This is a genomic window from Streptomyces sp. NPDC001093, from assembly GCF_040298985.1.
Lineage (GTDB): Bacteria > Actinomycetota > Actinomycetes > Streptomycetales > Streptomycetaceae > Streptomyces.
In genome coordinates this window covers 1-12901 of sequence record NZ_JBEPBF010000092.1, presented here as the reverse complement: position 1 = coordinate 12901, position 12901 = coordinate 1, and the positions used below count along the sequence as shown (strand labels likewise).

At 68.5% G+C, this 12901-nt stretch carries 10 protein-coding genes and 3 pseudogenes; 7 read left to right on the top strand and 6 right to left on the bottom strand.

Features of this window, described 5'->3' with window-relative positions; all coding sequences use genetic code 11:
• Positions 1–421 precede the first annotated feature (421 nt).
• The 3 genes and pseudogenes from ABT288_RS33990 to ABT288_RS33980 all read right to left on the bottom strand — a co-directional run.
• A complete protein-coding gene (locus ABT288_RS33990) occupies positions 422–1774 on the bottom strand; it encodes an AlbA family DNA-binding domain-containing protein (protein WP_351616147.1) in 1353 nt (450 codons plus the stop codon).
• A gap of 235 nt (positions 1775–2009) precedes the next feature.
• Positions 2010–2572: pseudogene (gene tpg / locus ABT288_RS33985) on the bottom strand (telomere-protecting terminal protein Tpg); the annotation flags it as partial.
• Between the two features lie 10 nt (positions 2573–2582).
• A pseudogene (locus tag ABT288_RS33980) lies at positions 2583–3178 on the bottom strand (telomere-associated protein Tap); the annotation flags it as partial.
• Positions 3179–3324: 146 nt separating this feature from the next.
• Here ABT288_RS33980 and ABT288_RS33975 point away from each other — a divergent pair.
• On the top strand, positions 3325–3450 hold the full coding sequence (locus ABT288_RS33975; RefSeq protein WP_351616145.1) for a hypothetical protein: 126 nt from the start codon (positions 3325–3327) through the stop codon (positions 3448–3450).
• Between the two features lie 120 nt (positions 3451–3570).
• Here ABT288_RS33975 and ABT288_RS33970 read toward each other — a convergent pair whose 3' ends face one another.
• Positions 3571–4407, bottom strand: a complete 837-nt coding sequence (locus ABT288_RS33970; protein ID WP_351616142.1) for a hypothetical protein — start codon at positions 4405–4407, stop codon at positions 3571–3573.
• 139 nt (positions 4408–4546) lie between these two features.
• On the opposite strand from ABT288_RS33970, the gene ABT288_RS33965 reads away from it, so the two are divergent.
• On the top strand, positions 4547–6712 hold the full coding sequence (locus ABT288_RS33965; protein ID WP_351616139.1) for a P-loop NTPase fold protein: 2166 nt from the start codon (positions 4547–4549) through the stop codon (positions 6710–6712).
• A gap of 285 nt (positions 6713–6997) precedes the next feature.
• Here ABT288_RS33965 and ABT288_RS33960 read toward each other — a convergent pair.
• A pseudogene (locus tag ABT288_RS33960) lies at positions 6998–7150 on the bottom strand (helicase); the annotation flags it as partial.
• Between the two features lie 96 nt (positions 7151–7246).
• Here ABT288_RS33960 and ABT288_RS33955 point away from each other — a divergent pair.
• The 5 genes from ABT288_RS33955 to ABT288_RS33935 all read left to right on the top strand — a co-directional run bounded on the left by ABT288_RS33955 (position 7247) and on the right by ABT288_RS33935 (position 11599).
• Complete coding sequence (locus tag ABT288_RS33955; protein WP_351616136.1) at positions 7247–7786, top strand: hypothetical protein; 540 nt, start codon at positions 7247–7249, stop codon at positions 7784–7786.
• Positions 7787–7852: 66 nt separating this feature from the next.
• Positions 7853–9388, top strand: coding sequence for an ISKra4 family transposase (locus tag ABT288_RS33950; protein WP_351616133.1), 1536 nt, complete (start codon positions 7853–7855; stop codon positions 9386–9388).
• Between the two features lie 92 nt (positions 9389–9480).
• Entirely contained in the window at positions 9481–9732 is a 252-nt protein-coding gene (locus tag ABT288_RS33945) for a DUF7660 family protein (protein WP_351616130.1), read from the top strand.
• Between the two features lie 45 nt (positions 9733–9777).
• Complete coding sequence (locus ABT288_RS33940) at positions 9778–10113, top strand: effector-associated constant component EACC1 (RefSeq protein WP_351616213.1); 336 nt, start codon at positions 9778–9780, stop codon at positions 10111–10113.
• Positions 10097–11599 carry a caspase family protein gene (locus tag ABT288_RS33935; RefSeq protein WP_351616212.1) on the top strand — a complete coding sequence of 501 codons (1503 nt, stop codon included), beginning with the start codon at positions 10097–10099 and terminating at the stop codon, positions 11597–11599. Before ABT288_RS33940 ends, ABT288_RS33935 begins: the two co-directional genes overlap by 17 nt.
• A 233-nt stretch (positions 11600–11832) precedes the next feature.
• Here the strand turns inward: ABT288_RS33935 and ABT288_RS33930 are convergent, their stop codons facing one another.
• Positions 11833–12810: a sugar kinase gene (locus ABT288_RS33930; RefSeq protein ID WP_351616127.1), complete on the bottom strand. Its 978-nt coding sequence runs from the start codon at positions 12808–12810 to the stop codon at positions 11833–11835.
• Positions 12811–12901: the final 91 nt, after the last annotated feature.

Genomic DNA, 12901 nt, shown 5'->3' with positions numbered 1-12901 from the left:
GAGTGCAGACCGCGTGGTGCGGTCCAGCTGCCGCAGTGGGTCTGTGCCGCCTTCCCTGCGGTGATGAGGATTCTTCCATCCCCAACACCGCCGCCCCGGGCGGTAACACGACGGCCCGCCCCAGGACGGCAGCAGCGCGCTGGGTGTACCGGTCACCGAGCCGTTTCAGCTTGCGGCGGACCCGCTCGCCGAAGGCCTCCGGATCGGCGGCACCGGCCAACCGGGCCGCCTCCGTCCAGCTGTCCGCGTAGGGATGGGCCCAGGCCATCGCCAACCGTGCCCAGCGGCAGCGCGAAGCGCCGGGCAAGGCGAGGGAGTTGGTCGATGAGAACCGGGCGCGGCAGGGACAGCAGGCCGAAGCCGAGATCGCCGCCGGTTCACGCTGATGCAGGGCTGGGGCCTGCCGTAGCTCTCGACGCCGTCAGGCGCCGGTCCGCGCTGACCGAAAGCGTGTGAACCCACTGGAGGCGTCGCCCTCGGTGCGTCTCCTGCTGAGAACGGCTTCGCTCAGGTCGTTCGGCTGTGCGGGAAAGGTGCTGGCGCCGCGGCGGACGAAGTACTCGGGCTTGTCGCGTGTGTCGGGTGTGGACAGCCCGTAGGGCGGGTGTGTGCCCGGCGATACCTCAAGAACCAGGATCAGCTTGCCGTCGATCCTGTAGTCCCGGGCCTCCACGTGGGGCATCGGAAACACGGTGCCCCGTACCAGGTCGACCAGGTGGTCGCGCAGCTTGGTGGGCGGCTTGTCCTCGTTCACGCCAGTGACCGTGACCTCATCACGGTTGATGCCGAAGACCATGGTTCCGCCGTCCCCGTTGGCGAATGCCGCGACGGTCTTCAGGGTCCGCCGGCCCTGCTTGGTCGGAAGGCACTCCTTGAATTCGACCTGGGGTCCCTCACCGGAGGCGATCAGGGCCTCGATGCGGACCTGCGGCTCGACTGGCACCTCGATCTCCACCCCTGCCCGGTCCAGATCGCCCGTCCAGCCGGACCCGGGATCGATCGAGCGGTAGTCGAGCCACATGGTGCCTCGCTTCAGCCACAGCCACGCGTGCGCAGGCAGGCCGTGCACGAGCGGGAAGGTGACCTCGCCCGCCGCTTCGAGCCGACGGCTGCTGCGCTCGGACTCCCCGAACAGCTCGAGTTCCGCGCCGTTCACACGGCTGCCTTCCACGACGACGACCAGTTGCGTCGGAGTCACGTGCACTCGGCCGAGCCAGGCGCCTCCCTCGGCGAAACGCAGCCGGGCCAGGTCGTCGGGCGGGCCCTGCGCGCCGATGAGTGAGAAGTCGCCCTCGAAAAAGGCGCGCCAAGCGCTGTTGGGTTCCGGGAACGACGGAACGCCCTCGCCCACCAGGATCGTCTGCGGCACGTTGCGCGATCCCCGGTCTGCTGGCGCGATCATGACGTCCTCTGCCGGGACCGGCAGCGGAGCACGTTCATGCCGGGCGTAGCTGGGGTGCCGGTTTTTGTATGCGGGGCCAATCGCTGCCGGAACCGATACGGCAAGAGGGCCGAGAGCGAGAGCCGAGCCTGCCTCCAGTGAGCACAGGCCCGCCAGCACCGCCGCGGGCACACGGCACGCGACGAAGGCATGGTCCTGGTATTCCCACAGGGCTTCCGACCACTGGGGCGGCTCGGCCCCGATGAGCGCCCAACAGTGATAGAGCCCCCATCCCGTACCTGTTCGCACAGCCATCGCCCGCACGTACGCATCCTGCTCACTGGTCTCCAGGCCGCGGCGGAGAGTGTCGAGATCGATGCTGCGGGCGTTCATGCCGCGTATCCCCTTGCTCAGGTGCGAAGGCGAAACCGGCTCGACCTCGCCACGGGTGAAGAAATCTAGTGCGCAAGCCGCTGTCCGACGAACCGAATACTCTCCCCCCGACAGCCACTTGGCGCCCGTTGCCCGAGCTGCTGGGGCGGCGGCCCACCGACGCGCAACATCGGTGAGCCCGCCTGGTCCCCGGGACGCCCGCGTCGCCCATTCCGCCCAGGGCGCACGTCAAATGCAACCGGAAGTCGGAGCGTTCGTCGCCGCGGCCGGGGCAGAGATCGAACTGGCCGGCGCGGCGGCCACCGTCCTGGAAGTACACCTCCTTGAGCGCTTCGGCGGCGATCTGCTGGAGCTGCTGGTCGCTGGCACCCTGCTCCTGGGCCTCAAAGAGCTGGGCGGCGTACTGGGGTAGCAGCGCGACCGTCAGGTGCCGGAGCCGGTCCTCGTCCGTCGTGCCGATCGGCGCGGTGTAGCCGATCCGTGCGCGGGTGTCGATGACGATGCCGCCGGTGGTCGCCGCCTTCTGTCGCGCCTTGGCGCGGATCTGCGGCTGCCACCGCTTCTTCACCTCACGCTCCAGGCAGGCGGCGAGGTCCGGGCGGGGTTTCTTGATCTGGTCTTTCACGTACCGCTCCACGGTGCGCTGGGAGATCCGCAGCATCTGGGCGATCGCCTTACGAGTTGGTGCCCTTGAGCTGCTTGACCAGGTAGCGCATCTGCGCGCCCGCGCTCTTGGGCGCGGGGCGGGTGAACGCCTTCTGCACCGCGGCGTCCAGGCCGTCCCCCGAACAGGCTCATCGCGCTCTACCTACTCCCCGGTGTCCTGATCGGTGACGGTGCCGTCCTTGATGTACTGGGTGAGGTTGAGCTCCGGGGCGTTGAACTGCTCGCGCACGCCCTCACCCCACAGCCCGCTCTGGGTGCCCTCCCACTTCACCAGGCCCGGGTTGATGCCGAGCTTGAAGCCGCCGGGCAGCGGCTTGCCGTTCCGGTAGGGCAGGAAGTCCAGCGGCATCTCGCCGTCGACCGCGTACACAACGCAGTCGGACAGGATCGCCACCGGGTCTGCCCGGTGAACGCCGCATGCTTGACGATCTTCCGGTGGAAATTGATCCGCGTGCGGGAGATGATCGCCGCGCGGATGTCCGGCCGCCACGTCGGCCGGGACAGCGCCCGCCACGGCTCGCCCGGCCTCCAACCCTCGCCCCGGGGCCGCTCGCGCAGCTTGCCCAGCCCTCCCTTGACCGTCGCCTTGACCGCGTCCACGACGATCGCCAGCTACGGGCCGCGCCAGCCGTCCGTCGCGGCGAGGAGGTCGGCCGGCGGCGTATCGGCGTGCGCGCCGAGGTCGGCCATTGTGGCGAGGAAGGCGTCGCGCAGCCGGTTGTGCCAGCCGTCCGCATGGCCTACGCAGGCGGCCTGGTGAATCGCAACTCCCCCAACAATGGCGCAAGGACGAAATCGCCTCCGCTGTCGTGGACATCGAACTCCGGGCCGCCGACCGGCCCGCCCCAGCCCGGCCCACCGCAGACACCACGCATCCTGTTCCGGTGAAGCCACTGCCGCAGCGGAACCACCACGATGAGTGCGACAAGGAGTTGCACGAGGGCGGCACCTGCACCTGCGACCTCATCGAGCAGTACGGGCCGCCCTCCGAACGGGAGGACTCCTACTGAGACAGTCTCTGACTGCTCCCTCCCTGTCCCCGGTCCCCGCGCCTTTCGAGGCCCGGGGAAATGTGCTGCTTGCAGTGGGCTACCACTCGCAGCGGTGGGGCAGTTGACGGGCAGCATGGCCTACACCTGTCCACTCCACGAAGTCACTTCGAGAATCGACCATCCCGAGCGGGTCCATCTGAACACTGCCTGGTCGACGTGGAACGAGCCAAGCCAGATCGTGTGCACCTCTGCCGGAACATTCGGGCTGTCCGTGGGTACGAACCCGCGGGACAGCGACATGGTGATGTCCAGATGGGCGGGATCGGCCCACAGGAAGAGGTGCCCCTCCCGGTCGGGATGACGGGCCAGCTTCTTCACCTTGTTCTCGCCCTTCGAGGCGAGGAACGCGTCGACGTAGGGCGAGATGGTGTCAACGGTGCTGCTGGCCACGGCGAAGTTCAACTCGGTGGGAAGGATCCGGCCCGACGCCTTGTCGCTGCGGATCCGAAGCGCCCGCACGACCTGGAGCTGGGCGAGCTCTTGAAGGTCGGCCGCGTGCGGCGGGGTAGGCAACTGACCGTCCGGGGTGCTGTCGTCCCAGCCGTTCAGGCCGATCGTGTCCAGATTCGCCTGTTCCTGGCGCAGCAGGAGGGCCGCTAGGGGCCCCGAGATCTTCTTGAGCTGTGCCTGGGGGGTGAACTCAACGATCCAGTCGCCTTGCAGTCCCGGAACCGGGTGGTCGTACTGGCGGTCAAGGCCGGCCCACAGGTTCTGGCGGTCTGGGTCGATCGTGGAGGACACCTCCAGCGCGACCTTCGGCCCGGCTCCGTCGACGGCGGGCTCGAGGAGGAAGTCCACCATTCCGTTCTCGGTCTGGTCGTCGTGGCCGTCCCGCCAGGTTCCCAAGATCTCGTTGACGGCAGCCTCCGCCCGGAGCTCCTCCGGGGCCGGCGCGACTGGCTTCTTCCGCTTCACAGGACGACCGTACTCCGCAGCCCTTGCCGCTACGACGGGGTTTCCTATGCGGCTGACCGGACATGGACGTGGCACTGAGGCCGTTGCGCGTCGGTACGAGAGCGGGCTGCAGAGCGGCGGATACGCAATGATGTCCGGCATGCCTTCCCTGTCGTTGTTCAGCGATGACCCCGTCGACGGATCGCCCTCTGCTCCTGATCTGCTGGGCCGCCGAAGCTACGCGCGCGAGGCAGCAGCTCTTGTGCGCAGCGTCCGCACGCAGAGCGACTCAAGTGTGCTGGCACTGATCGGAGCATGGGGGTCTGGGAAGTCGTCCGTGCTGACGATGACGATGGACGCGCTGCGCGAGGAATCGGCTGAGACAGAGCGCTGGCTGATTGCAGAGATCAACCCGTGGTTGTACCCAGACCTGGAATCGCTAACGTCGGGGCTGTTCGCGGAGATCCGCGCCGCATTGCCTAAGGACAAGCGGTGGTCGACGGCGAGGGAGAACCTGGGGAAGTTCGCTCAGGAGGTATCCCCGCTGGGCAGCCTGACGGGTCTCCCGGGTGTGAACGCCTCGGGGGTTATGAAGGTAATAGGCAAGCGCATCGCGGGCGAGACCAGCGCGACGGCGACGAAGCGTAAAGTCGAGGCCGTGCTACGCGAGGCCGACACTCCCATCTTGGTCGTGATGGACGACCTGGACCGCCTCACCCCCGACGAGTTGCTCCTAGTCTTCAAGCTCGTGCGGCTGATCGGGCGCCTGCCCAATGTGCACTACCTGCTCAGCTACGACGAGCACACACTGCTCGATGTGCTCACCCGCAGCGACCTGGTTGGCGGCGAGGTCTCGCGAGCCCGGGAGTTCCTGGAGAAGATCGTGCAAGTCCGCCTCGACTTGCCAGCCTTTCGCGAGCAAGAGGCGCTCGCTCTGATGAATCTGTATGTCGCCGCGCTCCTTGAGCGCCATGATCGGCAGTTGACGCCGACGGACATGTCCCGACTCGGCGAGGCGTATGCGTCGTATCTGCAGCAGCGTCTGCAGACGCCACGGTCGATCAAGCGGTTCATGGGTCAGGCTGACGCGAGCCTCGGCTCAGTCGTTGGTGACGTGGACCTCGTCGACTTCATGCTGGTGACGTTCCTGCGAACCATGGAACCCGGCGTGTACGCGATGATCAAGCGGCACCGTGCGGAACTGACGGGCACCACCTACACGCCCAGGCACCACACTCAGCTTGATGGGCTGAAGCTCTGGCGAGACCGCGTCCAGCGCGCCGATGTCGCGGACCAGCACATCGACAGCGTAATCGGCCTGCTCGGAATGCTCTTCAGCCCGGTAGCCAACGTGCTGGAGAGTTGGCAGGCAACCGCGGCGGGCGACGCGGAACGGCGCCACGGCATCGGCAGCAGCGACTACTTCGATCGCTACACCTCCTTCCGTGTGCCGGACGACGACCTCCCGGAAGCCACGTTCGACCGCGCCGTCCAGCAGATCGTCAGCGGACAGACTTCAGACGAGGCAACTGCCCTGTTCGAGAGGCTGCGCACTGATACGCACCGCGTGATACGCCGCCTCGAACAGCGCCTCCCACTGGCTGCCACCGAATCCGAGGCGCTGCTGGCCCTGCTGGCGGACGAGTACGGCCACGTCCAGGGCCCAGCCGAGGCCTTCGGCCTGCTCCGGCCCGAATCAGCCGTCCAGCACCTCGCGCGGCGCGTCCTGGCCGACCTGCCAAGCGAGCAGCGCCCTGAGGCACTGGCCCGCATGGCCCAGACACCGGACGGCGGCGTACTCGCCGTCCAGACCCTCCGTAACACGGCCTACCCCACAGAGCAGCAGACTGGCGACCTCGCCACAGATGCGAACCTGGCCGCCTGGGCCCGCACAGCCCGCGACGTCCTAGCCACGCACCTTGCCCACCACCTGCTGCCCGCGGCACAACACGGCGCCGACCAACTCACACCCGTACAGCGCGAACTGCTTCTCGCCTGGACGATGCTTGCCCCGGACCAGGCAGGTGAATGGACTCGAGAGCGCCTGGACAATCAGGACTGGGAACTCCTCGCTCTGCTCGTCAGACTGACGCCCCGCCAGCTCATGAACGGGATGCCCCTCCTGAGCCCCGTGGACCTCGATCGGTTCAACGTCCTCATCGGGCTCGATCGCATCATGGCCCAACTCGCGCCCCAGATCGATGCCACCCCGCCCCAGCTACCGCTCTCCACCACCCTCGCAACCCCGGACCTGCACCAGCAGCACATCCTCAGTGCCCTCCGCCGATACCGCGACCAAAACCCGCAGCAGCCAACGACCCCCTGACCGGCGGGCGGCTTGTCCGTCCCGCATCGCGCGCGGCCCCGCCGTCGCGTGCAAGGAGCACCAGCGGCGCCCCGATCCCTCGCCCCTGCCCGGCGCCCTGTCCCTCCCACCCACTTCTCTGTTCTTCCTGCTGTGGGGCGTGGACTCGGGGCGTAGAGGGGATGTCGGCTTTCCGGACACCGGACCGGCACGCAGTTCCGGCGTGTTGACGGCGTTCGTCACGGCCGGAGCCTGATGCACAGCGCCCGCAGCCCGGCCGATGCGCACGCTGCGGACGCGTGCTGCTCATCTGCGTCGGCGGCCGGGCTGTGCCCGGGCGTGGATGGTGTGGTCGGCCAGGTGGGCGAGGACTGCGTGGTTGGCCTCCCAGCCGTCGGCGACCTTGGAGGCGGCTCCGGGGTATGCGGGGTCGTTGGAGGGGTGGGTGTCGAGGAGTTGGGTGCGGCTCGTTTCGAGGGATGGGCTGACCTGGGGAGACGTTGATTGGCGTCTGGGTGGGCAGGTCTTCTTCCTGAGGGGGAGGAGGCGGTGTCGATGGGCTCGTTGTTCGAGGCGATCGAGGCCGAGGAGGCCGAGGTCCGGGGGCGTGTGGTGCAACTCGAAGCCCGGATGGCCGAGTTGGCCGAGCGGCTGGAGGCTGAACGGGAGAGACTTTCACGGCTGGTGATCACTCGTGAGACGGCTGGTGAGCTCCTGGCGAGGATGACGGACAGCGGTGCCGTGGACGAGTCCGTGCACGAGACGCCGACGCCAGTGGAGGAGGGGTCTCCGTTTGAAGGGGCGGAGCGCCGGGTCGTGGGGATGCTGTCGGTGCCGAAGTGGCAGCCGGGTATGGAGGTGCGTGTGCTGCCGCGGGTCTACCAGGACATTCTCGAGGTCGTCGATGATGCGCCGGGGCCGGTGCGGGCCAAGCAGATCGTGCCCAGGATCGGTCTGCCGGTGGAGAACGGGAAGATCGAGGTTACGCGGTCGAAGCTGAAGCGCCTGGTGGTGCGGGGCTGGCTGGACGAGACCACTCCCGGCCTGTTCACCCCGTCTCGCATCAGAAAGACTCATTCGTCCAACTCGCCCTGAAAGAGGGGCTCTTCCTTCTAGATTCGTAGGTGCCAACCAGGACGAATCACCGAGAGAAGAGCCCGGATGGAACACTACGACACCCGGGGCACGCCTGAGGCGTTTGCGCGCTCGGTCGGTGCCTTCCACCTGCTGACGGCCACCCTGTCAGGCCAGGAGGCTGGAGAATGGACCCACGGTGAGCTGGAGGAACACCTCCAGGAGGCGGGACGCGCGCTGATGCGCCAACTGCTGCAGGACCACCTCGACCTGCGCGCGATACGCGAGGAGGAACACCTGGCTGTCCGTCCCGGTCTGCGGGTGACGGGCCCGGAGGGCCGGCCGCGTCCGTGGCGGGAGCGGGGGCATGAGCGGTGGCTGTCCACCGTCTTCGGTCACGTCCGGGTACGCCGCGTCGCGCATCGCGGGCCCGGGGCGGGCAACGTGCATCCCGCGGACGTGCTGCTGTCGCTGCCAGCGGGCCGGCACTCGGCCGGTCTGCGCCGCCTGGCCGTCGTCGAGGCCGTCCGTGGCTCCATCGACCAGGCCCTGGCTGCCGTCGGGCGGCAGTGCGGGCCTGTGCTGGGCAAACGCCGGCTGGAAGAACTGGTCGTCGAGGCCGCCGCGGACGTCGACGGCTTCTACCGGGCGAGGATTCCGCTGCCCTGCAGCCGAGACATGCCCCTGGTGATCCAAGCCGACGGCAAGGGCGTGGTCATGCGGCCCGAAGCCCTGCGCGAGGCCACCCGCCGCAAGGCGGCCCAGGCCGCCGCCGCTGGGCGGCGGGGTCGGCTAGCCCCGGGAGAGAAACCCAACCGGAAACGGATGGCCACCATCGCCTGCGTCTTCGACACCCGCCCCGCCCCGCGCCGCCCGCACGACGTGATCGGGCCGCCCGAGGGCCGCAGCGGACGCCGCACCCGCCGCCCGCGCCCGAGGGCGGAGAACAAGTGGCTGACCGCCTCCCTGGTCAAACCCCCCGAGGAGGTCATCGGCGAGGCGTTCGGCCAGGCCCAGGCCCGCGACCCACACCACCTGCGCGACTGGATCGTCCTGGTCGACGGCGCCCGTCACCAGCTCGACGTCATCCGGACCGAAGCCGCCCGCCGAGGCGTGACGATCCACGTCCTGATCGACTTCGTCCACGTCACCGAATACGTCTGGGCAGCCGCGCACGCCTTCCACAAGCCCGGCAGCCGCGAGGCCGAAGCCTTCACCGCCGACCGGCTCACCGCGATCCTCGCCGGTCACGCCGCCCGCGTGGCCGACGAACTCCTCGCCCTGGCGGACCAGGCCCACCTGGCGACCTCACCCCGCGAGGCGGTCATCACCTGCCACCGCTACCTCACCGGCCACCTGGACCAACTCCACTACGACACCGCCCTCGAAGCCGGCTGGCCCATCGCCACCGGCGCGATCGAGGGCGCCTGCCGGCACCTGATCGCCGACCGCCTCGACATCACCGGTGCCCGCTGGGGTCTCGCCGGCGCCGAAGCCGTTCTCAAACTCCGCGCCGTCACCAGCAACGGCGACCTCGACACCTACTGGACGTTCCACACCACCCGCGAACACGAACGCCTCTACCCCAACCCTGACCAGGCCACATACAGACTGACCGCCTGATCGGTTCCGATGCAGTCGGCCGCGTGGTTCCTGCGGTCCGCCGGGACACGGCCCCAGGACACGTAGGTGCTTACTGCGGATACGGTGCTGCCATGTTGCTGTCCCCCGATGAGGAACTCCGCGACCGTGATGAACTGGTCGCTTTCCTTCGTGACCTGCACCGCGACTTCCAGCAGCGAGGTCACGAGTGGGAGAACCCGACGCTCGATCGCTTCCTGGAGGCCCTTGCGGCATGGGTTGAAGGCTCAGAGAACTGGTACCGGAACTTCGGCAAAGAACTGCCGGCCGAGGGTGACTGGGCGTACTTCGCCCGAGCCCTCACGGCGGCGACCGTCTACGAGTAATCGGGCGCACCTGCTCGCGACCGTCCCTCGAAAAGAACCGCACCCATCAGAGATGGCGACGAGATCGGGGAACTGGCCGCGCTTGCCAGATGGCTCCGCGCGGAACGTGAGCTGGAGGGCACAGTCCAGGTCGTACGCGGAGACATAGCAGCGACGGAGCTCGGCAGCGGGCTTGACGTGATCAGCGTCGCCGTAGGATCCGGCGGCGTCGGTGTGGCACTGGCTCAGTCACTGTCCGCGTGGCTGCGCACCCGGCGTGCGGACATCAAGATGACTTTCACCGCCAACGGCCACACGATCGAGATCGACGCCCAGCGCGTCAAGGATCCCGCCAGTCTGATCACCCAGGTGTTGAGCAGTGCTGATGACACCAGGAACTGACCGAATCGACCGGTCCGGATCCCTCGCCGTTCTGATTGGTGTCTCCGACTACCAGGATCACTCCTTCCCGTCCGTGCCCGCGGCGAAAAACAGCCTGTCAGGCATGCACCGAATGCTCGTCGCCAAGGATCTTGGCGGCTGGCCCCGCGATCAGGTCATTCCCATGCGCAATCCAGTCGACTGCCGTCGCGTGATGAGTGACCTACGTCGCCATGCTCAGGGCGCCACCGGTGTGCTGCTGCTGTACTTCGTCGGCCACGGCACCGTCACCGCGAACGGAGATCTCGTCCTGGCCGTGGGTGACACCGTTGCCGATGAACCCGACGTCACTGGGCTGGAGTACTCCAAGATCCGGGGCGTGCTGCTAGGGAGCCCAGCCAAGGTCAAAGCCGTCGTCCTGGACTGCTGCTACTCCGGGCGTGCCATCGATGTGCTCGCCGGGGATCGGCAAGTCCTGGCCGACATCACCGACATCCGCGGCACCTACACCCTCACCGCCGCCGACCGCGCCGCCCACGCCGGGGAAGCCGACACCAGCACCGCCTTCACCGGAGAACTCCTCGATGTGATCAGCACCGGGATCGCCGGCGGCCCGCCCATCCTGACCTTTGCCGAGTTGTACCCTCATCTGCGCCAGAGGCTGATCGCCCGCAATCTGCCGCATCCCAACCAGCGTGGCACGGACACCGCCGACAGATGCCCGGTTGCCAGGAACGTAACCGATAGTCCTTCGCCGACAAGCCATGGCCGCGACTCCCAAGCTGTATCAGCCGCCCGGCAGGAGGCGAAAACCGCTCCGACCCCGCCGACCACGATGGAGCAGCCGTCATCGCCGCACACAAAGACCTCCGAGGTCACCCAGAAACCACCCAAACCGGATGCCTCCTTCACCATCTCGTGGACGGGAAAGGATCCCCTGTCCGCCTACACCGATTCCTCGCACAAGGGTTGTCTGGTCGGCCTGGCGAAGGTGTTGCTGCCGGTGACTGCGCCGGGCGTGTTGATACCGCTGCTGCTGCACCGCATCAAGGTCGGGACCGGGCAGGCAGACGGCTGGATGGCGTGGTTCGTGCTGTCAACCGTCTTCGGACTGTTCGCGCTCGGATTCCTTCTCGTGCTTCCTGTGCTGACGTACCTGCACCGGACGCGCAAAGGCTGGTCCCTGTCTGTCGGACCGGAGTACATCGAGACGACCAGCCACTTCGGCACGCGCAAGTACCTGTGGCGCCAGGTGCTTGAGTGCACCATCGAGGGGATCGTCACCAACTTCTGGGTCCTCCATGAGTTCACCGGCCTCCACCTCAAGTTCACGAAGGATGTGGATCGCAAGCGTGGCACCGATCCGGCGGGGTGGCCCCAGAACTGCCCAGGGCAGAGGACCATCCGCGGGGACGGAGTCTGGCCTATCTGCGTCCTCGGGCCAATGACCGACAAGCAGCGCTCGGAACTCAACGAAGCCATCGCCCGGTACGGCCCTCCGCGATGAGGAGGCGGGACCAGCACGGCGACCCAGGCCCGTGCCCTGGGCAGCCACTTGTCGGTATCGCGCCAGGCGAGATGCCGGCGCGGCCCGGCCACGGGCCTGTAGCGGAGCAGGCTCATGCGCTCTCCACGGCGAGCGGAGGAAACACAGTGAAAGTTCCCGGCAGGCATCCTTTCACCGGATCGCGAGGACTACGTGTCTCCCACAACGTCAGTCGGGCGCAGCGTTGCACACAATCAGTCGATCACGGCGGCCCGCCAGGTCTCCGCGTCGGCGTCCAGGAGCGCCGTGACGAGTGCGGGGTCCGGCAGCGGTCCGTGGTCCGCGGCGACCCTCAGGGCCGAGGCCGCGGTCAGATGGCCGAGGCGCAGGGCGCGGTCCACAGGCAGGCGCCGCAGCAGGCCGCAGAGGAATCCGCCGGCGAAGGCGTCGCCCGCGCCCACGGGTTCGGCGACGCGCACCTTCAGAGCGGGCACACGGTGGGCGGCGGCCCCTACGAATGCGGTGGCAGCGCGGTCCCCGTCCTTCACCACGAGGACCTGCGGACCGGACAGGAGGTCACGAACCCCTTCGGCGTCGGTGATCCCGTCCCCCCACAGGGCTTGGGCCTCGTCGAGGCCGACGAGGGCGATGTCGGCCAGATCCGCGAACCGACGCAGCACGTCGGCGGCGCAGCGGCCGGCCCACAGGGCGGGGCGGTGGTTGACGTCGAAGCTGACGGGCCACGGGCGGTCGGGGCGCAGCGCGCGTTCGACGAGGGCGCGGCAGCCGGGCGACAGGGCGGGGGTGACTCCGCTGAGGTGGACGAGTGCGGCGCCCGTGAGCGCCGGGTCGTCGAGTACGTCGGGGGTGAGGGCGGAGGCGGCGGATCCGGCGCGGTGGTAGTGGACCCGGGTGCCGTGCGCGCCCGGGTCCTTGAGCAGGAGCCCGGTGGGCCGTTCCGGGTCGGTGCGGACGCCGCTCACGTCGACGCCGCCCGCGGCGATCCGGGCGCGGACGCGACGGCCGAAGGGATCGTCGCCCACCGCGGAGACCCAGCGGGCGGGGACTCCGTGGTCGGCAAGGCAGAGGGCGACGTTCGACTCGGCGCCCGCGATGTCGACGCGCAGCAGGTCGGCGCCGTCCAGCGGCCCGAGGGGGTCGGGGGCGAGGGCGGCCATGGTCTCGCCGACGCAGACCACGGGGCCGTGACGCAGTGGCCGATGGGTGCTCATGGTGGGTTTCCTAGGGTGTGTCGGCGCGGTCCGACGGGGCGGGGGTGGAGGGAAGCGCCGGGCGGTACGGGGCGGCGGGGGCGCCGGGGAC

Bases quoted from the DNA above. Each gene is read 5' to 3' on its own strand.
- ABT288_RS33935 (WP_351616212.1), top strand. From the start codon at position 10,097: ATGACACCAGGAACTGACCGAATCGACCGGTCCGGATCCCTCGCCGTT.
- ABT288_RS33990 (WP_351616147.1), bottom strand. From the start codon at position 1,774: ATGAACGCCCGCAGCATCGATCTCGACACTCTCCGCCGCGGCCTGGAG.
- ABT288_RS33965 (WP_351616139.1), top strand. From the start codon at position 4,547: ATGCCTTCCCTGTCGTTGTTCAGCGATGACCCCGTCGACGGATCGCCC.
- ABT288_RS33950 (WP_351616133.1), top strand. From the start codon at position 7,853: ATGGAACACTACGACACCCGGGGCACGCCTGAGGCGTTTGCGCGCTCG.
- ABT288_RS33930 (WP_351616127.1), bottom strand. From the start codon at position 12,810: ATGAGCACCCATCGGCCACTGCGTCACGGCCCCGTGGTCTGCGTCGGC.
- ABT288_RS33945 (WP_351616130.1), top strand. From the start codon at position 9,481: ATGTTGCTGTCCCCCGATGAGGAACTCCGCGACCGTGATGAACTGGTC.
- ABT288_RS33955 (WP_351616136.1), top strand. From the start codon at position 7,247: ATGGGCTCGTTGTTCGAGGCGATCGAGGCCGAGGAGGCCGAGGTCCGG.